The following is a 24936-nucleotide window of genomic DNA, read 5'->3' on the forward strand; positions in this document are numbered from 1 at the left end:
CTCGACCGGGCGGTGGCCGGTCACCCCGTCGAGGCGGTGCCGACGCTGTTCTTCAGCTCCAGCACGAGCTGGGGGCTGAGGGCGGCGCCGGCCCGGTTGGCGAACAGGGTCATCTCATAGGCGACGTTGCCCAGCTTGGCCTCCTTGTCGGTGACTACGCCGAGCACGGCGCCGCTGCCGATGGCGGAGACGAGGACGTGACCGCCCTCCAGGTCGATGATGACCTTGTTGAGGGAGCCCAGTCCGTAGTTGCCGGACGCGCCGGAGGCGAGGCTGGTGATGCCGGAGACGATTGCGGCCAGTCGTTCCGAGTCGGCGCTCTCGCGCAGCTCGGAGACGGCGATGAGCAGCCCGTCGGAGGAGACGGCGATGGCGTCGACGACGCCCGCGGTCTCGGTCGCGAAACGGTTGAGCAGCCAGGTGAAGTCGGCTGCGGCGGCCTGCAGGTCGGCCGGTGTGGTGCCGGTGGCCGGAATGTCACCTGTCGACGTACTCACTGCTCCGCTCCTTTCGGGAGGTGGTCCTGGTCGAGCCTGTCGTGGGGGGCGGTTCGGGTGGTGCTGTCGCGGTGGGCACGTTCCACCGCAGCCTCGAACTCCTCGAGTGCGGAGCGGACTTCTTCCGCGTCGGCGGGCCGGGGGGCCCGCGGTGCCGTCTGCCGTCCGGCCTCGGCGGTGGTGCGCAGCGTTGCGCCCCGTACGCGACGGCGCAGGGGCCTCACCCCGCTGTGGGCGTCTCCGTCGGGCGCGGACTGCCCGGTGCGGGCACCGGGAGCCTCCTCCGTGCGGGGGCGGGGGAGGAGCGGGACGTCCTCGGTACGATCATGGACTTCCCCGGCGGCCTCCTCCCCGGCCTTGTCCGGCTCACGGCGCGGGACGCGCCGGGGCAGGGAGCCGGGCCGGGCCTCGGAGGTGCCGGGCACGGGTGACGGGGACTCGCCCGGGGTGGAGGCGGGTGCGACGGCCGGTGCGGCCTCGGCGCCGACGACCGCCGACGGCACCGGTCCGGAAGGGGCGGCCGTGGATACCGCCGCGGCGGCGACGGGTCCCTGCTCCGTCCCGTCCACCGGGCTCATCGTCAGCAGCAGCGACGAGGGGAGCTCCACCGTCGCCGTGACACCCCCGCCGGGCGTACGGGAGAGCACGACCGTGATCTCCCAGCGGCGGGCCAGCGTGCCGACCACGAACAGACCGAGCACCTTCGTCGGTACGACGTCCAGGCGTTCGCGCCGGATCAGCCGGGCGTTCTCGTCCGCGAGCCGCTCGGCGCTCATGCCCAGGCCGTGGTCGGCGACCTCGATCACCGCCCCCTCGCCGCCCGTGCGCACCGTCACCTCGACGGGGCTGCCCGCGGGCGAGAACGAGACCGCGTTCTCGAGGAGTTCGGCGACCATCAGCGTCAGGTCGCCGATGATGTCGGGTTCCACCATGATCTCGGTCTCGGCGCGCAGCCGGACCCGCTGGAAACCCTCGATCTGGCCGAGTGCGGCGCGTACGACGTTGGTGAGCGCGGTGGGACCGGCGTCCAGGACGGTCTCGCGGATGCCGGCGAGCAGCATCAGGCTGTCCGCGTTGCGCCGCAGGCGCACGGCGATGTGGTCGATGGAGTAGAGGCGTTCGAGGAGCGCGGGGTCGGTCTCGCCCCGCTCCACCGCGTCGATCAGGACCAGCTGACGTGTGGTCAGATTGCTCACCCGGCGTCCGACGTTGCCGAACATCTCGGCCACGTTGCGGCGGCTGAGCACCTGGCGCTCCAGCAGTGCGGCCGCGGTGGTCTGCACCTGGTTGAAGGCCTTGGCGAGTTCACCGATCTCGTCGCGAGCGGAGACGGGAATCTCACGCAGCCGCGGCGGGCCGTCGTCCTCGGCGTCGTCGTCGGCCACCCGGGAGAGTTCTCGCCCGGCGGCCTCCGCCACCTGCTGGGCGGCGCCGGTGAGCGCCAGCACCGGCCGGACCACTGAACGGCGCACCAGCACGGAGAGGGCGATCCAGCCGACGAAGCTGATCAGCGCGAGGTTCAGCAGCAGCCCGGCCCGCCACTGGGCCGTGGCGGAGGCGGCGTCGGCCTGGTCGGCGATCTGGTCGATGAGCGAGGTGGTGATCGTCAGCCGGTTGTCGGCCTGCTTCGGGTAGGCGGGGTAGCCGCTCAGAGCGTCCGTGAACGTGCGGCGGATGTCGGCCGGAGTGTTCATCTGCAGCCCGCTGGGATCGATCTGCAGCTCGGCGTACGCCTGGGCGATCTCCCGCTGCGCCGTGTTGTGTTCGATCCCGGCGAGCTCGTCGGCCTGCTCGGCGTTGGCGAACCGGGCGAAGCGGTCGGCCTGGTAGGTGTACAGCTCATAGGAGCCGACCGCGCCCGTGAACTCGATGAGCGCGTTGGTGTCTCCGGTCGTCGCCGAGAAGACGCCGGTCTCGAACGCGCCGTGCGCGGCGTCGGCGCGCAGCAGCGAGTCGAGCAGGTTGCCGGTGAAGGTGGAGGCGAGTTCCGCGTTGCGGTCGAGACCGAGACCGTCGATCAGGCCCTTCGCGGCGTTGGTGTAGGCGGGGTCGATGTTGTCGGCGGGCAGGTATCCCTGCTCGATGGTGTCGCGCAGGCCGGCCAGGCCCTCGACCTCCCTCAGCGCCTGGTCCTCCGTGTCCGGCAGCCGGTCCCCGAAGGCGGCGCGTACCGTTTCGACCTGGGCGTCGACCGCGTCCTGCGCCGCACGATAGGCGGACGGCGAGGGCTTCGCCCCGCCCACGGCCGCCTCGTACCGCACGGAGAGCAGGATGGCCTGCTGGTGTTCGGCCTCCACGCGGCCGACGAGCCGTGCCACCTGGGTGCTGTCCCGGACGAGTCGGGCCGCCGACTCCGCTCTGCTCGACTGCCGCACCAGGTCGGTGATGAGATAGGCGAGCAGCACGGCGACCACGGCGAGCGGCACCCCGACGAGGACGTTGAGCTTGCGCCGGAACGGCCACCGGTCGGCGAAGCCGCGTAGGCCACCCCGTGGCGGCGGCGTCGGCGCCGGCCGGACCGACGCGTCCACCTCGTTCGTGGACACCAAGCCTCCTTCGAAGGCGTCTTCGGGCGCGCGAGGATCTCACGAGACCGTGATCGATCGATTGGGGTCATCAGCGGAACCGACCGAGGCCGGCGCAGAACGGTGCAAGGCGGTCCGGAACGCCGTTGTCGGTCCGCACTGCTGCCCGTCGTCAACTTCCCGGAGACTACCGCCTCTTCGGGCGCCGAATCCGATCGCCCTACGTCAAGAATCCATTACAACGAACGCGTGGTTCCGCCTCGGACGGCCCGTCGCTTCTTCACAATCCGACCTTCGCAACAAGCGGTGCATCGAGGCCAATCGGTGACCCGAATTCTCTTGACTGAGCGAGAACGAGCTGGATTGGATCAGTGGAGTGTGGTGCCGTACCCGCACAGCTGCGCCATGCCCTGCCCCATCCCCCGAGCCCGGAACGGGAATCGTGACTTCTACCGCGAACACCAGCACGTCCAGCAGGAGACTCCCCGGCGTGGCCGCTGTCGCGCTCGCCGCCACGGCGGCACTGCTCGCGGGGTGTTCCTCGTCCTCCGACAGCAAGTCCGACAACCCGCTCTCGGGGGACAAGGCCGGCGACGGCACCGTGGTCGTCGGCTCCAACAACTTCGCCGAGAGCATCCTGATCGCCGACATTTACGGCGAGGCCCTGAAGGCCAAGGGCATCAAGGTCACCTACAAGCCCAACATCGGCAGCCGCGAGACCACTTACGGCCTGCTGAAGAACGGCTCCATCACGGTCCTGCCAGAGTACAACGGCGCGCTGCTGGCCTACCTCGACAAGGAGGCCGCCCCGACGACGGCCGACGCCACGACGGCCGCCATCGAGGCCAAGCTCGACTCGAAGCTGACGCTCCTCGACCCGGCGCCCGCGCAGGACAAGGACTCGGTCACCGTCAACGCGGCCACCGCGAAGAAGTACAACCTCACCGACAAGTCCAGCATCGCGGACCTCAAGGACATCGCCAAGGACCTGGTGATCGGTGGCTCCCCGGAGTTCCAGACCCGGCAGCAGGGTCTGGAGGGGCTGAAGAAGGTCTACGGTCTCGAGTTCAAGTCCTTCAAGGCACTGGACGCGGGCGGTCCACTCACCCAGGCGGCGCTGAAGAAGAACACCGTGCAGGTCGCGGACATCTTCAGCACGGACCCCACCATCTCCAAGGAGAAGTTCGTCGCCCTCCAGGACCCGGAGAACCTCTTCGGGTTCGAGAACGTGCAGCCGCTCGTCTACAAGTCGGGGCTGCCCCAGGAGGGTGTCGACGCGCTCAACGCGGTCTCGGCCAAGCTGGACACCGTGTCCCTGCTGGACCTGGACACCCAGGTGCAGCTCGAGAACAAGGACCCGCTCGACGTCGCCAAGGCCTGGCTGAAGTCCGTCGGCCTGGGCTGACGTCCGAGCCGAGCACGCCACGAACGGCCGCGCCCCGTCGTGGGGCGCGGCCGAGGGCGCCGGGCTGTGCATCGCCCGGCGCCGCCGCGTGGGCGCACCCGGCCGGGCACGGACCCGGCGGACGCCACCCCTACGGTGCGAACGCGGGATTCACGGCGCCCGGGCGATGGCCCCGTACATTGCCATGTCCTCGTCCCGGATTCCCTGCTCCCCGGTACCGTCCGGACGCCACGTGTGCGCCTGGACCACTTCGGCCCGACCAGTTTCCGGGCCCTCGAAGAACTCGTACGCCTCGTCGACGGTCCCCAACCGCATCGGAACGCCGAGGCGTTCAGGATCGCAGCTCCTCCAGCCGGCGACCGAGGATCATGCGCGGCACGGAAGGGGTGCCACCCCGGTCGGTCTCCGCGGTCACGCGCACCCCCTCACCCGGGATGCAGGGTCGCAGCCGGTCACGATCATCCGCCGACCGGAGCAGCATGCACCTCTCGAATTGCAATTTTCAACTTGCCTGTTGCGAGGCGTTGTTGACAGGTGCCACAGTGTTCGTATCGCCGGTAGCCGGTGAACGAGGGTGATGAGCAGTCAAGTTGGGGGAGACGGGCTCTGGCTCGGTGGACCCGGAACGTGGTGCACAGAGCGCGCATCACGGCGTCCGGCGGTGGGCACCGGCCAGGGTGCCTCGGCAGACGAAAGGCGAACGGCGATGGTTCCGGCCTCCCTCCCCCAGCCCTTGGGCCGCCTCCCAGGGGATGCGTCACCTCACAGATCCGATGTCTTCGGCTTCCCTGCCGTCCCGGCCGCGGTGGGCCTGGTCCGCAGGAACGTGCGTGAACTGCTAGTGCGCTGGGGCGCTGGCGGGGGGACCGTTGACAACGCTGTCATCGTCACCTGCGAACTCGTCACCAATGCGGTCGTGCACACCGCCAGCGAACGGATCGTCTGCCGGGTGCACACCGACGGCCGGCTGCTGCACATCGAGGTCCTGGACGAGAACCACGGCGAGACCCGGCCGGCCAGATGCCGGCCCGGCCCGGACGACCAGAGCGGCCGCGGGCTGCTCCTGGTCGACGTGCTGTGCAGTGACTGGGGCGTACGGGACGCGCAGAGCGGTTTCGGTCGCGTCGTCTGGGCCGAACTGACACCGGAACCCGGCGAAGCCGCTGCGACCGGCTCGCCCGGCTGCCCGCACCTCAGGCCCGTCCCCCACCCGGCCGAAGGATCCCCACAGCATGGAACGACTGCGCGCCGCTGACCCGCCCCCGCACCCGTCCGCCTTCGTGCTGTCCCGGCCCGCCGTCCGCCTGGCCCTCCCGCACGAGCTGACCGCCGCTCTCGGGTACGACGCCGTGGGCACCCCGAGACAGCACGGCGAACGGATCATGGCGTCGCTGCCTCGCGCCGGCTGTGTCTTCGCCGACGACCTGCGTTGGTGGTGGATCGTCCCCGCGGGCTCCGACATCGGTGTCACCTGGCCGACCACGACGAGCTACGCGATCGGCGCGTATCTGGGGCCCGCCGTCCCTGAGACATACGCGGGCCGGGCCGACCTCTCCTGGAGCGGTCCCCGTCCCGACCGTCCTGTGCTGATCCACCACCCGGCCGGTGACTCTCCGTACACGCCGCCCATCCCGTTGTACTTCCTCGTCTGCCGCCTGGCCGGCAGCGCCCCGCACTGGTCTCCGGACCCCGGTGCCTGAGGCGGTTCCGGGTCTCAGGAGCCTCGGCCGGTCCTCCTCCGGATGACGCCCGGCGTTCGGTGGCGCATCCTTGCTAAGGCGCGATCGGGGTACCCGGAGGCCCTGAGCGAACGAGGGAGGAGGTGCCCGGCATCTCCCCCCGGGAACCGGGCGGTGTGGTCATGGTCAAGCACGAGGCACGCGGCACGGGAGGAGTGTCCAGTGACTCGGTTTTCGGGGTGCCGTGCTGGGTCAGCCTGAGTACCCGCGACCTCGAGGCCGCGGAGAACTTCTACCGGGCGGTGTTCGGCTGGCAGTGGCGGCCCAACAGCCTGGGGGACCGGTTCCGGGTGGCGCTGGCGGACGGAGTGCCCGTCGCCGGGATCGCCGCCATCGCCTCGATGTGGCAGATGGCCGTCGCCTGGACCCCGTACTTCGCGGTGCCCAGCGCCGACGTGGCAGCGGCCCGGTGCCGGGAGCGGGGCGGCACGACGGCCGTCGGCCCCCTCGCGCTCCCGCCCGGCCGGGCGGCCCTGCTCGCCGACCGGGACGGGGCCACCTTCGGAGTCTGGGAGGGTCCGCTCATCACGGGCTGGGAGGAATGGCGCGAGGCCGCCCCCACCTTCATACGGCTGCACACCCGTAACGCCTTCGACTCCGCGATCTTCTACGGGGAGGTCCTCGAGTGGGCCTCCGCGGGCAAGGGCGGCTGCGAGGTGCACTACGACGGCGACGAGGTCGTCCTGCGCAGCGACGGGACGGTGGTGGCCCGCATCCACTCCGGAGCGCTGGAGGCGGCGCCCGACCCCACGATCCGCCCGCACTGGCAGGTCCACTTCGTGGTTCCCGACGTCGACGCATGTGTCCGGGCCGCCCGCGCCGAGGGCGGCTCCGCCCTGCAGTGGCAGGAGGGTGCCGAGGAGGCGCTGCTGGCCGACCCGGACGGTGCGCGCTTCACCGTGTCCGTCAAGCGGCAACCCTGAGCCGAGGACCCGCGGCGCCGGCCCGGCCGGGCTGCCGTGGGTCCCGCACGCGTCCGTCGTGACGGGGGCGGGTACGGGGAGACAGGTCAGGACGCGGCGGAGCCGACGGTGGGGGAGCGCGGGCCACGGTGATGCCGGCCGTGGTGGCGTAGTTGGTCTGCCGCAGCCGGGCGATGTGCACGGTGTCCGCCTGCCGGCTGAAGACGCGCTTGTTGCCGTTCACCAAGTCCTCCGGCTCGTCGCTGTGCTTCGGCAACGGCTACTTCACGCCGAAGTACGCCCCGGTCACCAACAGCGGCCGGCCGGACAGCCCGGCGGTCTTTGTCAGCTGACGCCGGAACGGACGGCCGTCTCCGATCCCGGCGGAGCCGGAGACGGCCGTCTCAGCCGCGCCTGCGCCGCAACGTCACGGCTGCACCCCCGGCGAGCAGGAACGCTCCGGCGCCGCCGGCCAGCAGAGGCAGCGACGGGCCGTCGCCGGGACGGGGCGCGGTGGCCGCCGCGGGGGTACCGGGCACCGAGGTCGCCGGCTCGCCCGTCGCGGGGGAGGCGCTCCGCGCCGGCCGGCTCGGCGACGGCGACGGCCTGGGCGGGTGCGACGGGTCCTTCTTGCCGGTGGTCCCAGAAGCGCTGGAGGCGCTCGAAGAGCTGCCCCGGGGTCCGGCGCCGCCGGAGGCGGCGGACGCCGGGAACACCACGTCCGAGCACGAGTAGTACGTGTCCGTCGTGCTCGAGTTCTGCCAGATCGTGTACAGCACATGGTGGCCCGACCGGTCCGCCGGCAGCTTGGCCCTGATCCGGTACGCGCCGTCGGTCAGCGGTGGGTCGGTCACCTGGGCGAAGGGTTGTGCCGGAAGGTCGGACCAGGTCAGCGGTTCGGTGGGGTCGTAACCCTGTTTCGTCAGGAACAGTTTGAACGTGCCCGTGTGCGGGATCGTCGAGCTGTACGCCATCGTCAGCGAGCTCCCGGGCGTGAGCCGGGTCGACGGCCAGTCGGAGCGCGCCAGATCGAGACCCTTGTAGGCGGGCAGGCCGCCACTGCACAGCCGGCCGTCGGGGACGATCTGCCGGTCCCTGCCGTTCACGTTCGCCACCCGCAGGTTGTCCCAGGCTGTGAACGGGGCGCCGTTCGCCGTGATCGCCGCCCGGCACGGGGCGGTCGCGCGAGAGGCGCCCTCGGGTGAGCACGCGAAGACGCGGCTGACCGGATCCGTGGGGGCTCCGTGGGCGAGGACGGGTGTCGCCGGCAGCAGCGTGGCCGCCACGGCCACAGCGGCCACGGTGACGGTGCGGTGTGCGGTCATCCGGTGTCTCCAGGCACATCGGGTGCGGCGGGTGCGTATCGAGGAGTACGGGGGCGCGGCGACCCGCGTTCAGCGACGCGACCGGGTCGGCACCCGCCCGGCCGACGGCGGTGCTCGTCGGCCGGCCGTTAGCGTAGGCCCATGGCAACGGAGAGGGCCCCACGGCCGGTTGAGGCGATATGTCGGGGCTGTGGCTCGGCCGGGGCGCGCGCCGTCCCGGAGATCTGCGCCGATCGGACCTGTATGCGTGCGGGCCTGGCCGACCGGCTGGCCCGGACGCCGGGCGTCTCCTCGCGGTTCGACGGATGTCTGCACTTCGTGGAGGGCATGCTGATGGCCGGCATCGGCGTCGCCCTCGCCTACAGCGGCATCGACAAGGACAAGCCGCTCCACACGATCGGCGGCTCGCTGCTGGCCGTGCTCCTGTTCGTCGGCACCGTCGTCGTGGTCCGGGGCGAGGGGCGCGAGCGTGCGCTTGTCGAGGCGGGCGAGCCCCGCGCCGACGCCTTGTGGCGATCGGCGTACTGGTGTCCCGGGTGCGAGTCGGTGTTCTGCCCGGGCGGCACTCCGTGGCAGGGTCTGCTGACGCCGGAGCAGTTCAAGAAGTTCGTGTGGACCGAGGCCGGCTACGGAAAGCAGCTCGAGGAGCGGTTCGAGGACGTGGACCTGCCTCCCGGGATCCTGACCGGCCCTGGAGGAGACCGAGACCATGCCTGACGCTCCCGTGATCCTCGCCGACGAGCCCGGCTCCTTCGCGCACGGTGTGCTCTCCGCACGGCATCCCGCGCTCATCCGTGCGGTGCGGGACGCCTTCCCGTACGGCCCCGGGCAGCGCCGTGCGCTCGAGGAGCTGCTGGCGGGCGCGACCCAGGGTGTCATCGAGCCGCTCGGCACCGAGGACGACGAGCAGTGGGCTCGGTGGGGTGCCCGGCAGTACCTCGGACGGTCCTGGTTCGAGGTTCCCTTCCTGTGGTCCGAGAGCTACTTCTACCGCCGGCTCCTCCAGGCGGTCGGCTACTTCGGCCCCGGAGGCTGGCAGGGCATCGACCCGTTCCGGCCCTTCAAGCTCGCCGAGCTCGACGCCCCGGAGACGGACGAGGAGCTGGCAGCGCTCGACCGGCTCGCGGAGCGGCCCCTCGACGAGCAGGCGAGGGCGCTGCTCCACGGCTCGCTCTGGGGCAACCGCGCGGACCTCGGTTTCCGTCTCTCCGCCCCGGGTGCCCCGATGGCCGTCACCCGGCTCGTCGCCGACGACAGCGAGGTGCTCTGGTCGCTGCTGCCCGCCGACACGCTCTGCCTGGTCGCGGACAACGCCGGCCGCGAGCTGATCCCGGACCTGCTGCTCCTCGACCATCTGCTCCGGCACGGACAGGCGCGGCGGGTGCTGTTGCAGGTGAAGGCCCACCCCTACTACATCTCCGACGCCACGACGGCCGACGTCGTCGACGCGGTACGCCGGCTGACCGGTGCCGAGGGCGCCGCGGCCGGTGCCGGGGAGCGCCTTTGGACGGCGATGGACGAGGGCCGCCTCGAGGTCCTGGCCCACCCCTTCTCCTGTGCGCCGCTGCCGTACGCGGACATGCCGGAGGACCTGCGCACGGAGTTCGCTGCGGCCGACCTGACGATCTTCAAGGGCGACCTCAACTACCGCCGCCTGGTGGGTGACCGCCTGTACCCCCCGACGACACCGTTCGCTGACGTGACGGCCTGCTTCCCCGGCCCGGTCGCGGCGCTGCGCACCCTGAAGTCCGATGTGATCGTGGGGCTGGACCCGGACACGGAGGCGGCCCTGGTCGCCGCCGAGGAGCAGCGATGGCGCACCAGCGGCGCCCACGCGTTGATCCAGGTGCGGCCGTCGCGGGTCAAGTGAGCTCCAGGGGAAGCGACTTGATGCCGTTGATGAAGTTCGAGACCAGCCTCGTGGGCGGTGCGGCGAGGCGGGGAGCGGCGGGCAGGGCCCGCAGCGCCTCCTCATAGAGCACGTTCAGCTGCAGCCGGGCGAAGTGTGCGCCGAGGCAGACATGTGGACCGTCCCCGAAGGAGACGTGCGGATTGGGCGTCCGGGACAGCACCAGGCGGTCCGGCGCGGCGAAGACGCGTTCGTCCCGGTTGGCGGACGCGTGGAAGACGACCACCTTGTCGCCCGCTCGAATACGCCGGCCGGCCAGCTCGGTGTCCCGGGCGGCGGTCCGCCGAAAGCTGAGGACGGGCGGATGCCAGCGCAGCAACTCATCGACTGCCAGGGGAAGTCGGTGCCCTCCGGCCCGCAGTTCCCGGTACGCCTCCGGGTGCTCGGCCAGTGCGAGGAGGCCGCCGGGTGCCGCACCGCGCACCGTGTCGTTGCCCGCGACGGTCAGCAGAAAGAAGAACATCTCCAGCTCGGGGCCGGTGAGTTCGGGGTCGGTGGCGAGTGTGGTCATGAGGTCGTCGGCGGGATGGTCCCGTTTGTACGCGGCGAGCTGCTGCGCGTAGGCGAACATGTCGCGCAGGGCCGCGGGCGAGCGCGGATCGACGGGCCGGCCCTCGGTGTCCAGCAGGGGCTCGCCCGCCTCGTCCGGGTCCTGATAGCCGATCACACGCTGCGTCCAGTGCAGCAGCAGGCCGCGGTCCGACTCGGGCACACCGAGCAGATCGGCGAGGTTGAGGACGGCGTAGTCGTCGGTGACCGCGGCGACGGCGTCGCACGTTCCGTCGCCGTCGCGAGTCCGGTCCAGGGCGCCGCCGAGCAGGGCGCGGGCCCGGGCGCGGGCGACCGCCGCGAAGCGGTCGACGCGGCGCGGGGTGAACGCACGGCTCACCTGCCGTCTCAGTCGGCCGTGGGCGGGCGGGTCCTGATTGAGCATCATGCGCCGGATGAACGGCAGGTCGTCGGGATCGGGGTCGCGGATCTGGGTGGCACCCAGGTACGAGGAGAACGTCACGGCGTCCTTGAGTACGCGCACGACGTCCGCGTGCCGGGTCACCGCCCAGAATCCGGGCCCGGCAGGCCAGCCGAGCACCTCCGGTTCCTCCTGCCAGGCGACCGGGTGGTGGTCGCGCAGGGTGCGGTATTCCGCGTGGGGGACGCCGAGGGCGTACCGGCGGGGGTCGAAGACGTCGGGGACGGGCGGGGCGCTCTCGCGGACGCTCACGCGCCGGAGTCTTCCGCGGCGGCCGGCTCCCGGACGTCCGGCGTCGTGCTCCCGTCCGCGCGCAGGAAGTCCTCCACGACCCGGATGAGGTCCAGCGGGGCCTCGTCCATCGCGTAGTGCCCGGCCGACGGCAGTTCGAGGAGCGAGCCGTGCGGATACCAGCGCAGCCAGGTCTCGCGCAGCAGCGCGGCCGTCAGCGCGGGGTCGAGGGCGCCCGCGACGGCCAGGGCGGGCACCGTCGAGCCCATGACCTCGGCGTGGAAGTCCTCCCCGGCCCAGGAGTCGAGCCACGTCCGGAACGCCTTGGCGTCGCTGTGCGCCAGAGAACGCGCGACCATCCGGTCCAGCCAGGCCGCGGGCGCCCGGCCACCCGTGGTGACGTCGATGATGATGCGCCGGTTCTGCGGCTTGTGCGCGGCGTCCGCGAACAACTCCCACTGGTCGGCAGGCATCTGCAGTCCGCAGGCGGGCACGGGCGAGACCCCGACGATCCGGCGCAGCCGCTCGGGGGCCTGCACCAGCAGCCGCTGTGCGACGGCGCCGCCCATCGAATGCCCGATCACCGAGAACCGCTCCCAGCCCAGCCGGTCGGCGAGGTCGACGAGGTCGGTGGCGGCCTCAGCGGTGCCGAACGCGCCGGCCGCGCCCTGTGCGGCCCCGTATCCGCGCAGATCCACCAGGGCATAGGTGAAGGCGGCCCGGTCGAGATCCGGCAGCACCGCCGCGTACGCGGCCCGGTCGGCGAACCAGCCGTGCACCGCGAACACCTTGTGGGGGCCGTGGCCGTGCACTTCATGAGGCAGCACGAAGGAGGTCATGCGACCACGGTGGCGCCGGGCAGATGGTCCGGCAAGGGGGCGTGCGGCGTGCCGCGGTCCTGGAACCTCTGCCGCATGGGCCACAACCCCGATGTCCCGCCGGAGGTGTATTGCAGCGGCACGGTCCGGTCCTTGGAGAACGCGGCGATCGACTACGCGATGCTGATCAACGACGTCTTCTCGTACCAGAAGGAGATCCAGTACGAGGGCGAGATCCACAACACCCTGCTCGTCGTGCAGAACTTCTTCGGCTGCGACCACCCGACGGCGCTGCGCATCGTGAGCGATCTCATGACCCGGCGCATGCAGCAGTTCCAGCATGTCGCCGCCCGTGAACTACCCGTCGTCTGCGACGACTTCGAGCTCTCCGAACAGGCGCGCGCGACGCTGGAGGGCTATGTCGTGGAGCTGCAGAACTGCATGTCCGGCATCCTGATCTGGCACCGCGGCTGCCGTCGTTACGGCGCGGACGACCTGGCCCGGCGCGTTCACTGCTTCGTGCCGGACCTGGCGTCGGCCGTCCCCTGGCGGGCGGTGCCGGTGACACGCTGACCGCACGCCGGGCCGTCTTGGCCGCGTGCTCCACCGCGGCGGGCGAACGGCTGCCGGACACGCCGGACCGCTGCCGCTGCGGCCGGAGGCTGCCCGGGCCGACGTCGAGGGATCGCGGCAGCACCCGCGCTCGGCGCGCACGTCCCGGCCGCACTGCCCGCCGCGGTCGCCACGGGCGGTGCGGACCTGGGTCTGGTCGGCGGTCCGGCCGCGCCCGGCGATCCCCTCCGGCTCCCCGACGTCGCACCGCTGACGACCGAGGGCGCGGGCGGGGAGCCACGCGCGGTCCACCGCACGGAACTGGTGCACGCCGGAGCCCTGCAAGGAGCGGCGGCTGTGGCGGAGCGACTGCTCGAGCGGGTGCGGAGCGCGGCGGGATGACACGGCGGGCAGGTCTCGTCCACGGCGCTCACCCGACGCCATGGTCGCAATCGGCTCGCATCCGTCCCGGCGGAGGGGCAGGATGCTGCCCGAAGCCCCTGGGAGATTCCGGACTTGCGGAGGTATGGATGACCGGCACGCCCGCGCCGCCCGACACGGACGGTCCCGCGCCCTTCACCGCGGAGGACTACGCGGCCCGGATGCGGCGCGCCGCCGAGGCCGCCGAGGCGGCGGGCCTGGCCGGGCTCCTGATCGCGCCCGGACCCGACCTCGTGTGGCTCACGGGGTACCGGCCGGCGGAGACCGAACGCCTCACCCTGCTGGTGCTGCGGGCCGGGCACGACCCGGCTCTCGTCGTGCCCACCCTGGAGGCGCCCGATGCGGCGGAAGCGGCCGGCGCGCCCGCGCTGACACTGCTCGACTGGACCGACGGCAAGGACCCCTACGATGCCGCCGCCGGACTGCTCGGGGCCCGGGGCCGCTACGGCATCAGCGACAACGCCTGGGCCCTGCACCTGCTCGGCCTGCGCCGTCGGCTCCCGGACGTCGACCACGTCGCTCTCACGCGCGCCCTTCCGATGCTGCGGGCCGTCAAGGACGCGGCGGAACTGGACCGGTTGGCGGCCGCCGGTGCGGCGGCGGACGCGGCGTACGAGGAGATCGTGAAGGTCCCCTTCGACGGACGCCGGGAGAGCGAGGTCGCCGCGGATCTCGCCGGTCTGCTGCGGCGGTTCGGGCACACGCAGGTGGACTTCACGATCGTCGCCTCCGGCCCCAACGGCGCCAATCCGCATCACGAGGCCGGCGAACGCGTCATCCGGCGCGGCGACATGGTGGTCCTGGACTTCGGCGGTCTCAAGCACGGTTACGGTTCCGACACCTCCCGGACCGTTCACGTCGGCGAACCGACCGACCAGGAGTGCGAGGTGCACGACCTCGTGCGTGCGGCCCAGGAGGCGGGGTTCCGGGCGGTCGGGCCGGGCGCGGCCTGTCAGGACGTGGACCGTGCGGCCCGCGCGGTCATCGACGACGCCGGCTACGGTGAGTACTTCATCCATCGCACCGGCCACGGGATCGGTGTCACCACCCATGAGCCGCCCTACATGATCGAGGGCGAGGAGCAGCCCCTTGTCCCCGGAATGTGCTTCTCGGTGGAGCCCGGCATTTATCTGCCCGGGCGCTTCGGCGTCCGCATCGAGGACATCGTGACAGTCACCGAGGACGGCGGGCGGCGCCTGAACAACACGTCCCGCGAGCTGGCGATAGTCGACTGAGACGGCGCAGGCCGATGGCGGTACGACCGCACGGCGCCGCCCGGCCGGCCACGGCACCCAGGAGCCCCCAGCACACACCCGAGACGACAACGGCATGATCATGACCCAGGCACCGACACCGACGGCGGAGACCGTACGTCGGCTGGTCCGTTCCCTGCTCCCCGAGGGTGACGGGCCGGCTGTGACACCCGTCGCGGAAGGCGGCGTACACACCACGTGGTTGGTCGGCGCGCATCATGTGCTGCGGTTGGCCCCCGACCGCCAGGCCTCCGCGCGCCAGCGTCGCGAACTGCGTCTGCGCACCCTCGTACGCGCACACGTGGCGCTCGCGGTGCCGACGAGCGTGGCCAACGGAGAGTGGGCCACCGGCCTCGCTTACACCCTCGACACGCGGCTGCCCGGTGCCACCGGCGAGGAATCGGGCATCTCGGCGGTGGGCGAGGCGGACCTCGCGGCGTTGCTCACGGGACTTCGTGAGGTCCCGGTGCGCCAGGCCGAGACGCTCGGTGTCCCCCGCGTCGCGCCGCGGTCCCTCGAAGCGCTGCGGGCGGCCGCCGCGAGCGCCGTGGGGCGCCTGGCCGAGGAGGACGAGTTCGATCCCGCCCGGCTCGCCCTGCTCACCGCGCCCGCCGCCCGCCAACTGGCCGCCCAGTCCGGCGCCGCGGTCCTGGTGCACCACGACCTGGCGCGCGCACATCTCGTGGTGAGCGGCGACGGGCGGGTGCGCGGCGTCCTCGGCTGGACCGACGCGATCATCGGCGACCCGGCCGAGGACATCGCCTCCCTCTCCGCCGCCGTGGGCGCCCCCGCCGCGGTCCGCGCCGCCACACTCGCCGGCTACGGCGCCCGCCCGTGCCTGCGCGGCCTGTGGCTCGCCCGCTGCGACACACTGGTACGCCTCGCCGACGCGCTCGCGGGACGCGACGACACCCCGCCGCAGGTCCTGCGCACCCACGTCCTGCACGCCTGGGAGTCGATCATGCTCGAGCGGGTGACGGATCTTCCGGACGAGGAGGCGCCGTAAGGCCGGGCCCGGGCGTGCGCACGCCCGGGCCCGACCCCGAGCGGGGCCGGGGCGCCCGGGTCACTCCTGCGTCAGCACCACGCACGACTCGGCCGCGAGGCTCAGCACACCGTCCGCGTCGGGCGGCGGCACGGGCTCCCACGCGGCCAGTACGCGCGCGGACGTGATGCCGAGGGGGATGCGGGCCGGCTCCTTGCCGAGGTTGACCGCGACCCGGACGTCGCCGCGGCGGTAGGCGAGCCAGCGGGCGTCCTCGTCGTGGGCGACCTTGACGTCCTCGAGGTCGGGGTCCGCGAGATCGGGATGGGTACGGCGCAGGGCGATGAGCTCGCGGTACCAGGCCAGCACGCGTGCGTGGGGCTCGCGTTCCGGCTCGGACCAGTCGAGGCAGGAGCGGTCACGGGTGGCCGGGTCCTGAGGGTCGGGCACGTCCTCCTCCGCCCAGCCGTGCGCGGCGAACTCCCGGCGTCTGCCGCGCCGTACGGCGTCGGCGAGTTCGGGATCGGTGTGATCGGTGAAGAACTGCCAGGGCGTGCCCGCGGCCCATTCCTCGCCCATGAACAGCATCGGTGTGAAGGGCGCGGTGAGCACGAGCGCCGTCGCGCACGCGAGGAGCCCGGGGGAGAGGGACGCCGACAGCCGGTCACCCTGCGCGCGGTTGCCGACCTGGTCGTGGGTCTGGGCGTAGCCGAGCAGGCGGTGCGCGGAGACCCGGGTCCGGTCCAGCGGGCGGCCGTGCCGCCGGCCCCGGAACGACGAGTAGGTTCCGTCGTGGAAGAAGCCGCCCGTCAGCGTCTTGGCCAGGGCCGCCAGCGGGGCGCGCGCGAAGTCCTCGTAGTAGCCCTGCGATTCGCCGGTCAGCGCGGTATGCAGCGCGTGGTGGAAGTCGTCGTTCCACTGGGCGTGCACCCCGAGGCCGTGCTCGGCGCGCGGGGTGATGACGCGCGGATCGCCGAGGTCCGACTCGGCGATCAGGAAGAGCGGCCTGCCCACCTCGGCGGCCAGTGCGTCGACCGCCGACGACAGCTCCTCCAGGAAGTGGATCGCGCGTGTGTCGCGCAGCGCGTGCACCGCGTCGAGCCGGAGTCCGTCGATCCGGTAGTCGCGCAACCAGGCGAGCGCGCTGCCGATCAGGTACGCCCGCACCTCGTCCGAGCCCGGCGCGTCCAGGTTCACGGCGGCGCCCCAGGGAGTGTGGTGCGTCTCGGTGAAGTACGGGCCGAACGCGGGCAGGTGGTTGCCCGAGGGGCCGAGGTGGTTGTGGACCACGTCCAGTACGACGCCGAGGCCGAGTGCGTGCGCCCGGTCGACGAACCGTTTCAGCGCCTCGGGCCCGCCGTACGGCTCGTGCACCGCCCAGAGCGAGACGCCCTCGTACCCCCATCCGTGCCGCCCGGGGAAGGGACACAACGGCATCAACTCGACGTGTGTGACACCGAGTTCGACGAGGTGCCCGAGCCGCTCGGCCGCCGCGTCCAGCGTGCCCTCACGGGTGTACGTGCCCACGTGCAGCTCGTACAGCACCGCGCCCGTCAGCCCGCGTCCCGGCCACTCGGCCCGCCATGCGTACCGCCCCTGGTCGACCACCGCGCTCGGCCCGTCCGGCCCGTCCGGCTGGCGGCACGACCGCGGATCGGGCAGCACGGGACCGTCGTCCACGGCGAATCCGTACCGCGTGCTGTCGTCGGCCTCCGCTTCGCCGGTCCACCACCCCGCGCGCACCGGATCGCGCACCAGCGCGCTCGTGGCGCCCCCGCAGTGCAGCGTCACCCGGCCGGCCTGTGGTGCCCACACCTCGAACTGCACGGACGGTTCCCCCTCGTCTGCTCATCGTGACGTAGCCCGTCCATGGTGCGTCAATCGAGATCAATTCGCCTTCGGATCCACCCTTTTGGCACAGCGAACGACCCTCATGGGGGTCGCGGTCGTTCTTGCTCTTTCTGGACACCCCGCCCCGACTGACCGACAATCACGAGCGTGACGTCGTCCTTCGAGTTCCACACGTACCCCGCGCGGCTCTCGGACGCCGAACGCGACAGGGCGCTGAAGGTGCTCCGCGACGGCGTCGCGCTGGGGCGCCTGTCGCACGACACGTTCATCCGGCGCATGGAGCTGGCGCTGGCCGCCCGGCAGCCGCACGAGCTGGCCGCCCTCACCGCCGACCTGCCCGCCCAGAAGCGCTGGTCGCGGCTTGTGTTCGGAACCGTCGAGGCGATCTCCGGGTTCACCGTGCGGCTGCGCCGCGCCTGGCAGGCCGAGCGGCTGCCCAAGCTGCTGCTGCCGAGCCCGGGAGCCGCCTATCCGCTGCGGATCGGCCGTGACCCGGCGAACGGTCTGAGGCTCAGCCACGAGACGGTCTCCCGGGTGCACGCCGAACTCAGGCACCAGGGCGGCCTGTGGGTGCTGCGCGACCTCGGCTCCACCAACGGCACCACGGTCAACGGCCGCCGGGTGATCGGTGCGGCGGTGGTCCGCGACGGTGACCAGGTCGGCTTCGGGACGATGACGTTCCGGCTGGCGACGGAGTAGCCGGCCACCGGCACCTGCCGTCCCGGACGCCGGCCGGAACCGGCGGCTCATGTGTGATCGGTGTCTTCCCCGCTGCCGGCGTCGGACGCTCGCTTCGGCGCGTCGCGCCGGAGCGAGCCTCCCGCGCACGGCCCGCCGCGCCGGAGCGCGCTCCGCCGCCGGAACGCCGTCCCCGCACCGGGCCGACCGTCCTTGCCGCCGATGGTGTTGACGTACCTCCCGAGCCGTGACTGACTGTGCGTACACCATGTACACCAGGTGAACCGACGGCACCACATAGTGGAGGTGTGCCCTGCCGCCGCTCCTCCGCTATCCGACCGTGGACGAGCTCGGCGTCCGCGCTTCCGCGCTCGTCGCCCGCCGTCCCCGCGACGCCCGGCTGCGCCGCGTGGGCACGTCCCGGGGCGGCACGCCCCTGTGGCTGCTCTCCGTGGGGCACGGCAGCCGCCACACCCTCGTCGTGGCCGGACCGCACGCCAACGAACCCGTCGGCGGCGCCACCGTCCTGCGCCTGGCCGAACGGGCGCTGGCCGACCCCCGGCTGGGCGCGGGGGCCGACACGACCTGGAACCTGCTGCTGTGCCTCGACCCCGACGGCGCGCGGCGCAACGAGGGGTGGCTGTCCGGCCCCTACACCCTGGGCCGGTACTTCCGGCATTTCTTCCGCCCCGGATTCCTCGAGCAGCCCGAGTGGCTGCCCGACGGCGCGGAGCACGCCGCGCTGCCCGAGACCCGCGCCCTGCTCGACCTCCAGGACGAACTGCGGCCGTTCTTCCAGTGCTCTTTGCACGGGGTCGACGTCGGCGGAGGCTTCGTCGAGCTGACCCACGATCTGCCGGGCATGGCGCAGCGGCTCGCCCAGACGGCGGCCCGGCTCGGCATTCCTCGCGAACTCGGCCCGTACGACACGCTGTACTGGCCGCCCCTCGGGCCCGCCGTCTACCGCATCCCGCCGCCCCGCCGGGGTGACCTCGCCGCGGCGATCACCGAGGCCGCCGTCGAGTCGACCTGGTTCCACCCGCACCGCTACGGCACGGTCACGGCGGTCGTGGAGGCGCCCATGTGGGGGGTGGCGGCCGTGGCGGACGGCTCACCGTCCGCCGACGCCCATGCCGTGCTGCGGACCGTCAGCCGGACGCTGCGGGACGACACGCGTCTCATGGAGGGCTTCCTGGCCCGCATCCGCCCCCATCTGACCCATGTGCCGGACGCCGCCCGGCTGCTGGCACCGGTCGACGACTACTTGCTGGTCGGCCCCGGGCTCGCCGACTCCTGGGATCCCGACACCTACGCCTCCGGGGAGCGGCGGCTGCCGCCGCTCGACTCCGCCCGTCTGACCGCCCTCGGCATCTCCGGCCGCCGGGTCGCACTGCGCACCGCCGGACTGCTGCACCAGCTCGCCAGGGCCGCCGGGCGCGAGGCGGCCGACGTGCTGCCGGAGCTGGACGCGCTGATCGACGCGTGGTGCGCCGACTACAGCGAGGGCTACGGTGCGCGCTGGATCCCGGTGGCCCGCCAGGCCGAGTACCAGGCGCGTGTGGTGCTGGCGGCCTTCGAACTCGCCGGCCGGTACGCGCCCGTGCGCGCCCATTCGGGTGAGTCCGGCTGGGGTTCGGGGGCCGCGGTGCCGATGCATACGGAATGACGAAGACGACCCTGGCCCTGAGCGGCACTCTCTTCGCCGCGGCCGCCCTGCTCACCGCGAGTCCGGCCCCGGCTCTTCCCCTGCCGTCCCCCGGCGGCAACTGGCTCTATCTGACCGTCACCCAGGAGGACGTCGGCTCCCGGGATATCCGCGGCACGCTCCTGACGTGCGACCCGCCCAAGGGGCACGCGAGGGCCGCCCTGGCGTGCGCGCAACTCGCCGCGGTGCAGGGCGACGTCGACCGCATCCCGCCCGGCGACGTGTACTGCCCGATGATCTACGCCCCCGTGAAGGTGTCCGCGCGTGGGGAGTGGAACGGCCGTCAGATCAACTACAGCCACACCTTCGCCAACACGTGCGACCTCCAGGCGCGCACGGGGGAGGTGTTCGCGCTGGCGGACCAGGACCAGTCGGTCCCGGGTCTGCCGCGCTGAGCCCCGCCCCACGCCCGCTCACCGCCGCCGACGGAGTCCCTGCCACGAAGGGCCGCCGATCCCGACCGGATCCCCAGCGGGACGGAGGCGGGGCAGCCGTGTGCCGCCCGCCCCTCACTCCCCGCCGGCGCGCTCGAGCAGTGCCACCGGTAGCCGGGCGAAGAGGTCCGCTACCCGTACACGCCCCTCGAGCTCCCGCTCAGGCGCGAGCAGATCGGCCCACCGGCCCGGCGGCAGCGTGAGGGACGTGTCGCGCCAGCCGCCCGCCTCCGCCAGCCGCAGCGACAGCCGGGTGACCGCCGTGAGGACCGCTCCGGAGCGCACGAAGGCCACACAGTGCGCGGCGCCGGGTCCGTCGGCCACCAGCGGCGCGTACGTCGCCGACGCCCCGAAGACCTCCGGGCACCGCCGGCGCAGCCGCAGTGCCGCCTTCGTGAGGTCCGCCTTGTCCGAGGGCTCCTCCTGCGGCGTGAACGGCCGCCGGTTGTCCGGGTCGACCAGGGCCCGGTACTCGCCCTCCGTGCCCTGGTACACGTCCGGCACGCCCGGCATCGTCAGATGGACCAGGGCGGCCCCGAGGACGTTCGCCCGGATGTGCGGCGCCAACACGTCCCGGAAGTGCTTCACGAGACGTCCCGGCGCGCCGCACGGCCCGCCCGCGACGAATGCCGCCACCGCCGCCTCGTAGGCGGGGTTCTGCTCGGTCCAGGTGGTGTGCAGTCCCGCCTCCCGGACGTGCTTGAGCAGTGCCCCGTGGAGGCGGTCCTCGGCCGCCTGCCCCAGCCCGAAGTACGTCTGCCAGGCCGCCCAGACCAGGTGCGGGTCGGGCGCGCCGCCGCTCGCGCCGGTCACCTCGGACAGCACGTCGGCCCAGCGCTCAGGGCACTGCGTGAGCACCGAGAGCGCCGCCCGCACGTCCGCGCTGCGCTTGGTGTCGTGCGTCGACAGCACCGTGCCGGTGTCGGGCCAGTCGCGCTGCATGCGCGTGCAGTGGGCGTGGAAGTCCTCCGGAGAAATCGCCGGGGCACCGGGTTCACCGCCCACCTCGTTCGGCGACAGCAGCGGCACATACCGGTAGAACGCCGTGTCCTCAGCGGACTTGGCGCGCAGCGCCGACGCGGTCTGCGCGAACCGGCTCCGGAACTCGGCGTGCAGCGGTCCGTCACCGGACCGCCCCAGCACCAGATCCCGTACGACGTCCACGGCATGTGCCTCCTCGGGCACGGTGAACACGGCACGGGCCTCGGCGGCGGCCTCCTCGGTGACCACCGAGGTGGCGCCGACGGAGGCATACGGGCGGTACACCTCCAGGCGGACCAGGAGTTCGCGCAGTGCGGTGCCGAGCGCCCAGGGCGCGTGGTCGCGCAGGGCCGGGTCGGGTGACTCGGCGCACAGGCGGCTCGCCACGCGCGTGAGGCGGTCCAGTTCGGTGGCCAGCTCGTGCGTGACCACCTCGTACGCGGCGCGTCGCACGGTCGGCGCCCAGCGGCCGCCCCCGTCGTCCGGCGCGCCCGCCGACCGCCGGTAGTGGCCGAGCAACTCGCCGGCGCCCGAGGGATCCGTGAAGAGCCCGTCCACCTGCCGCAGCGCGTCGTACCCCGTGGTGCCCGCGACCGGCCAGGCGGCGGGCAGGTGCTCGCCGGCCGCCAGGATCTTCTCGACGACCGTCCAGCGGCCTCCGGTCGCCTCGTGCAGGCGGCTCAGATAGGCGTCCGGGTCGGCCAGGCCGTCCGGGTGGTCCACGCGCAGACCGTCGATCACCCCCTCGTCCAGCAGTCGCAGGAGCGTGCCGTGCGTCGCTGCGAAGACCTCCGGGTCCTCCGCCCGTACCCCGATGAGCTCGGAAATGCTGAAGAACCGCCGGTAGTTCAGCTCGGTCCGGGCGAGCCGCCACCACACGGGGCGGTACCACTGGGCGTCGAGCAGCTGCGGCAGCGGCAGGGACTCGGTGCCTTCGCGCAACGGGAAGACATGGTCGCGGTAACGCAGGACGTCCCCGTCGACCTTCAGATGCCCGAGCTCCTCGCCGAGCCGGTGCGCCAGCACCGGCAGCAGCAGCTGCCCGCCCAGCGCACTCCAGTCGATGTCGAACCAGCACGCGTACGGCGATTCGTGACCTGCCCGCAGCACCTCCCAGAGGGCCCGGTTGTGCTGTGGGGCGGCGGCCATGTGGTTGGGGACGATGTCCACGACCAGGCCGAGTCCGTGCTTCCGCGCGGTGCGCGCCAGGGAGCGCAGCCCCGCCTCGCCGCCGAGTTCGCCGCGTACCCGCGCGTGATCGACGACGTCGTAGCCGTGCGTCGACCCGGGGACGGCCTCCAGTACGGGCGACAGATGCAGGTGCGAGACGCCGAGTGCGGCCAGGTACGGCACGGCCGCCTCCGCAGCGCCGAACGGGAACTCCGGCTGGAGCTGGAGCCGGTACGTGGCCGTGGGCACCGCCGGGGCGGGACGCTCAGGTGTCATGGGAACCTACGTACCCGCCCCACCGCCTTTCGTGTCACAGACGCGCCGTCCGCCGCCGTCAGACCGACTAGGCGGGCCGTTGCAGCACCGTCAGGCTCCGGTCCACCAGCGTCAGCCGGCCCCCGGCCTCGGCCTTCGCACCGGTGCCCGGCGTCACGCCCTCCGGGACGGAGGTGTCGACGACGACCTGCCACTGACGCCCGTGGTCGACCGGAACCACGAATTCCAGCGGTTTGGGCGAGGCGTTGAACATCAGCAGGAACGAGTCGTCGCTGATTCGTTCCCCGCGCGGGCCCGGCTCGGAGATCGCGTTGCCGTTGAGGAACACGGTCAGCGCGCCCGCCTGCGCCGACTGCCAGTCCCGCTGGGTCATCTCCTCGCCCTGCGGGGTGAACCAGGCGATGTCGGACAGCTCGTCGTGGGTGCCCTGCACCGGGCGGCCGTGGAAGAAGCGGCGCCTGCGGAAGACCGGGTGGTCGCGGCGCAGCCACACCATCGCGCGCGTGAACTGCAGCAGATCGCTGCCGTCCTCCGGCCACTGCACCCAGGACAGCTCGTTGTCCTGGCAGTAGGCGTTGTTGTTGCCCCGCTGGGTGCGCCCGTACTCGTCACCGTGGCTGAGCATCGGCACGCCCTGGGACAGCATCAGCGTGGCGATGAAGTTCCGCATCTGCCGCGCCCTTCGTTCCAGCACCGCCCGGTCGTCGGTCTCCCCCTCCGCCCCGCAGTTCCAGGACCGGTTGTAGCTCTCTCCGTCGCGGTTGTCCTCGCCGTTGTCCTCGTTGTGCTTGTCGTTGTACGAGACGAGGTCGTGGAGCGTGAAGCCGTCATGGCAGGTCACGAAGTTGATGGAAGCGAGCGGGCGGCGGCCGTCGTCCTGGTAGAGGTCCGAGGAGCCGGTCAGCCGTGACGCGAACTCGGCGAGCGTGCGCGGTTCCCCGCGCCACAGGTCCCGCACGGTGTCGCGGTACTTGCCGTTCCACTCGGTCCACAGCGGCGGGAAGTTGCCCACCTGGTAGCCGCCTTCGCCCACGTCCCATGGTTCGGCGATCAGCTTCACCTGGGAGACTACCGGGTCCTGCTGCACCAGGTCGAAGAACGACGACAGCCGGTCCACCTCGTGGAACTGACGCGCCAGCGTCGCCGCCAGGTCGAAGCGGAAACCGTCCACGTGCATGTCGGTGACCCAGTAGCGCAGCGAGTCCATGATCAGCTGCAGGACGTGCGGCGAGCGCATCAGCAGGGAGTTGCCGGTGCCCGTGGTGTCCATGTAGTACCGCGGGTCGTCGGTCAGCCGGTAGTACGACGGGTTGTCCAGGCCCCTGAACGAGAGTGTCGGGCCCAGGTGGTTGCCCTCGGCGGTGTGGTTGTAGACGACGTCCAGGATGACCTCGATGCCGGCCTCGTGCAGCGCCCGGACGGCCGACTTGAACTCCAGGACCTGCTGGCCGCGGTCGCCCCAGGAGGCGTACGCGTTGTGCGGGGCGAAGAAGCCGATCGTGTTGTAGCCCCAGTAGTTGCTCAGGCCCATGTCGACCAGACGATGGTCGTTGACGAACTGGTGCACGGGCATCAGTTCCAGAGCGGTGACGCCCAGTTCGGTCAGGTGCTCCACGATCGCCGGGTGAGCGAGGGCCGCGTAGGTGCCGCGCAGTTCGTCGGGAAGTGCCGGGTGGGCCATCGTCAGGCCCTTCACATGGGCCTCGTAGATCACCGTGCGGTGGTACTCGGTGCGCGGCCGGCGGTCGTCGCCCCAGTCGAAGTAGGGGTTGATCACCACGGACGTCATGGTGTGCGGCGCGGAGTCCAGGTCGTTGCGCTGGTCCGGCGCTCCGAACGGATAGCCGTACACCTCCTCGCCCCACTTCACCGCGCCGCTGATGGCGCGCGCGTAGGGGTCGAGCAGCAGCTTCGCCGAGTTGCACCGCAGCCCGCGGTCGGGTGCGTACGGGCCGTGCACCCGGAACCCGTACCGCTGCCCCGGCATCACTCCCGGCAGATACGCGTGCCGTACGAATGCGTCGGTCTCCCGCAGCTCCACCGCCGTCTCCGAGCCGTCGTCGTGCAGCAGACACAGCTCGATCCGGTCGGCGGCCTCCGAATAGACCGCGAAGTTGGTTCCGGCGCCGTCATAGGTGGCGCCGAGCGGATACGCCTCTCCAGGCCAGACCTGCATGGATACGACTCTCCCAGTTGTCCTGGCCCCCGAGGGGCGCCATGTCGCCGAGTCTCCCCGAAAGTGGTGGAACCTCCTATGACTTACGTCCCTCTTAACGGCCGACCAGTGCA

The 24936-nt window shown here is 72.2% G+C and carries 19 protein-coding genes and 4 pseudogenes; 13 read left to right on the forward strand and 10 right to left on the reverse strand.

Annotation, left to right across the window (positions count from 1 at the left end):
• Positions 1 to 20: 20 nt before the first annotated feature.
• Positions 21 to 497 carry a roadblock/LC7 domain-containing protein gene (locus VXC91_RS03170; RefSeq protein WP_329504910.1) on the reverse strand — a complete coding sequence of 159 codons (477 nt, stop codon included), beginning with the start codon at positions 495 to 497 and terminating at the stop codon, positions 21 to 23.
• Positions 494 to 3043 (reverse strand): sensor histidine kinase, encoded by a 2550-nt coding sequence (locus VXC91_RS03175; RefSeq protein WP_329504911.1) that lies wholly within the window; start codon positions 3041 to 3043, stop codon positions 494 to 496. Before VXC91_RS03175 ends, VXC91_RS03170 begins: the two co-directional genes overlap by 4 nt.
• A 421-nt stretch (positions 3044 to 3464) precedes the next feature.
• Here VXC91_RS03175 and VXC91_RS03180 point away from each other — a divergent pair, with 421 nt between their 5' ends.
• On the forward strand, positions 3465 to 4427 hold the full coding sequence (locus VXC91_RS03180) for an ABC transporter substrate-binding protein (protein WP_329504912.1): 963 nt from the start codon (positions 3465 to 3467) through the stop codon (positions 4425 to 4427).
• A gap of 150 nt (positions 4428 to 4577) precedes the next feature.
• Here the strand turns inward: VXC91_RS03180 and VXC91_RS03185 are convergent.
• A pseudogene (locus VXC91_RS03185) lies at positions 4578 to 4748 on the reverse strand (SAM-dependent methyltransferase); the annotation flags it as partial.
• A gap of 412 nt (positions 4749 to 5160) precedes the next feature.
• Here VXC91_RS03185 and VXC91_RS03190 point away from each other — a divergent pair.
• From VXC91_RS03190 to VXC91_RS03200, 3 genes are all read left to right on the forward strand, one after another.
• Positions 5161 to 5682: an ATP-binding protein gene (locus VXC91_RS03190; RefSeq protein WP_329504974.1), complete on the forward strand. Its 522-nt coding sequence runs from the start codon at positions 5161 to 5163 to the stop codon at positions 5680 to 5682.
• Positions 5660 to 6127 carry a hypothetical protein gene (locus VXC91_RS03195; RefSeq protein WP_329504913.1) on the forward strand — a complete coding sequence of 156 codons (468 nt, stop codon included), beginning with the start codon at positions 5660 to 5662 and terminating at the stop codon, positions 6125 to 6127. Before VXC91_RS03190 ends, VXC91_RS03195 begins: the two co-directional genes overlap by 23 nt.
• A 161-nt stretch (positions 6128 to 6288) precedes the next feature.
• Positions 6289 to 7089 (forward strand): VOC family protein, encoded by an 801-nt coding sequence (locus VXC91_RS03200; RefSeq protein WP_329504975.1) that lies wholly within the window; start codon positions 6289 to 6291, stop codon positions 7087 to 7089.
• A 130-nt stretch (positions 7090 to 7219) separates the two neighbouring features.
• Here VXC91_RS03200 and VXC91_RS03205 read toward each other — a convergent pair.
• Positions 7220 to 7312: pseudogene (locus VXC91_RS03205) on the reverse strand (DUF6230 family protein); the annotation flags it as partial.
• Between VXC91_RS03205 and VXC91_RS03210 the strand changes: the two are divergent.
• Positions 7308 to 7421: pseudogene (locus tag VXC91_RS03210) on the forward strand (Tat pathway signal sequence domain protein); the annotation flags it as partial. The pseudogenes VXC91_RS03205 and VXC91_RS03210 sit on opposite strands and share 5 nt — an antisense overlap.
• 51 nt (positions 7422 to 7472) lie before the next feature.
• On the opposite strand, the gene VXC91_RS03215 reads toward VXC91_RS03210, so the two are convergent.
• Positions 7473 to 8393 (reverse strand): lytic polysaccharide monooxygenase auxiliary activity family 9 protein, encoded by a 921-nt coding sequence (locus tag VXC91_RS03215; protein WP_329504915.1) that lies wholly within the window; start codon positions 8391 to 8393, stop codon positions 7473 to 7475.
• 141 nt (positions 8394 to 8534) lie between these two features.
• Between VXC91_RS03215 and VXC91_RS03220 the strand changes: the two genes are divergently transcribed.
• Together VXC91_RS03220 and VXC91_RS03225 are read left to right on the forward strand one after the other, a co-directional pair.
• Positions 8535 to 9110 carry a hypothetical protein gene (locus VXC91_RS03220; RefSeq protein ID WP_329504916.1) on the forward strand — a complete coding sequence of 192 codons (576 nt, stop codon included), beginning with the start codon at positions 8535 to 8537 and terminating at the stop codon, positions 9108 to 9110.
• Entirely contained in the window at positions 9103 to 10263 is a 1161-nt protein-coding gene (locus VXC91_RS03225) for a damage-control phosphatase ARMT1 family protein (RefSeq protein ID WP_329504918.1), read from the forward strand. The genes VXC91_RS03220 and VXC91_RS03225 overlap by 8 nt, the downstream gene beginning before the upstream one ends.
• Here VXC91_RS03225 and VXC91_RS03230 read toward each other — a convergent pair.
• Both VXC91_RS03230 and VXC91_RS03235 read right to left on the reverse strand, forming a co-directional pair.
• A complete protein-coding gene (locus VXC91_RS03230; RefSeq protein WP_329504919.1) occupies positions 10256 to 11524 on the reverse strand; it encodes a cytochrome P450 in 1269 nt (422 codons plus the stop codon). The two genes, VXC91_RS03225 and VXC91_RS03230, sit on opposite strands and share 8 nt — an antisense overlap.
• A complete protein-coding gene (locus VXC91_RS03235; protein WP_329504921.1) occupies positions 11521 to 12342 on the reverse strand; it encodes an alpha/beta fold hydrolase in 822 nt (273 codons plus the stop codon). The genes VXC91_RS03230 and VXC91_RS03235 overlap by 4 nt, the downstream gene beginning before the upstream one ends.
• A 45-nt stretch (positions 12343 to 12387) precedes the next feature.
• Between VXC91_RS03235 and VXC91_RS03240 the strand changes: the two are divergent.
• The 3 genes and pseudogenes from VXC91_RS03240 to VXC91_RS03255 all read left to right on the forward strand — a co-directional run.
• Positions 12388 to 12894, forward strand: a pseudogene (locus VXC91_RS03240) (terpene synthase family protein); the annotation flags it as partial.
• Between the two features lie 509 nt (positions 12895 to 13403).
• Positions 13404 to 14549 (forward strand): M24 family metallopeptidase, encoded by a 1146-nt coding sequence (locus VXC91_RS03250; RefSeq protein WP_329504923.1) that lies wholly within the window; start codon positions 13404 to 13406, stop codon positions 14547 to 14549.
• 100 nt (positions 14550 to 14649) lie between these two features.
• On the forward strand, positions 14650 to 15573 hold the full coding sequence (locus VXC91_RS03255) for an aminoglycoside phosphotransferase family protein (protein ID WP_329504924.1): 924 nt from the start codon (positions 14650 to 14652) through the stop codon (positions 15571 to 15573).
• A 60-nt stretch (positions 15574 to 15633) separates the two neighbouring features.
• Here VXC91_RS03255 and treZ read toward each other — a convergent pair whose 3' ends face one another.
• On the reverse strand, positions 15634 to 17379 hold the full coding sequence (treZ, locus tag VXC91_RS03260; protein ID WP_329504925.1) for a malto-oligosyltrehalose trehalohydrolase: 1746 nt from the start codon (positions 17377 to 17379) through the stop codon (positions 15634 to 15636).
• 171 nt (positions 17380 to 17550) lie between these two features.
• Here treZ and VXC91_RS03265 point away from each other — a divergent pair, with 171 nt between their 5' ends.
• From VXC91_RS03265 to VXC91_RS03275, 3 genes are all read left to right on the forward strand, one after another.
• Positions 17551 to 18102, forward strand: a complete 552-nt coding sequence (locus VXC91_RS03265; RefSeq protein WP_329504928.1) for a DUF1707 and FHA domain-containing protein — start codon at positions 17551 to 17553, stop codon at positions 18100 to 18102.
• Positions 18103 to 18421: 319 nt separating this feature from the next.
• Positions 18422 to 19747, forward strand: coding sequence for a M14 family zinc carboxypeptidase (locus VXC91_RS03270; RefSeq protein WP_329504929.1), 1326 nt, complete (start codon positions 18422 to 18424; stop codon positions 19745 to 19747).
• On the forward strand, positions 19744 to 20181 hold the full coding sequence (locus VXC91_RS03275) for an SSI family serine proteinase inhibitor (protein WP_329504930.1): 438 nt from the start codon (positions 19744 to 19746) through the stop codon (positions 20179 to 20181). The genes VXC91_RS03270 and VXC91_RS03275 overlap by 4 nt, the downstream gene beginning before the upstream one ends.
• Positions 20182 to 20295: 114 nt before the next feature.
• Here the strand turns inward: VXC91_RS03275 and treY are convergent, their stop codons facing one another.
• Both treY and glgX read right to left on the reverse strand, forming a co-directional pair.
• Positions 20296 to 22647: a malto-oligosyltrehalose synthase gene (gene treY / locus VXC91_RS03280; RefSeq protein WP_329504931.1), complete on the reverse strand. Its 2352-nt coding sequence runs from the start codon at positions 22645 to 22647 to the stop codon at positions 20296 to 20298.
• Between the two features lie 67 nt (positions 22648 to 22714).
• Complete coding sequence (glgX, locus tag VXC91_RS03285; RefSeq protein ID WP_329504932.1) at positions 22715 to 24823, reverse strand: glycogen debranching protein GlgX; 2109 nt, start codon at positions 24821 to 24823, stop codon at positions 22715 to 22717.
• Positions 24824 to 24936: the final 113 nt, after the last annotated feature.

Source organism: Streptomyces chiangmaiensis, from assembly GCF_036281785.1.
GTDB classification, from domain to species: domain Bacteria; phylum Actinomycetota; class Actinomycetes; order Streptomycetales; family Streptomycetaceae; genus Streptomyces; species Streptomyces chiangmaiensis.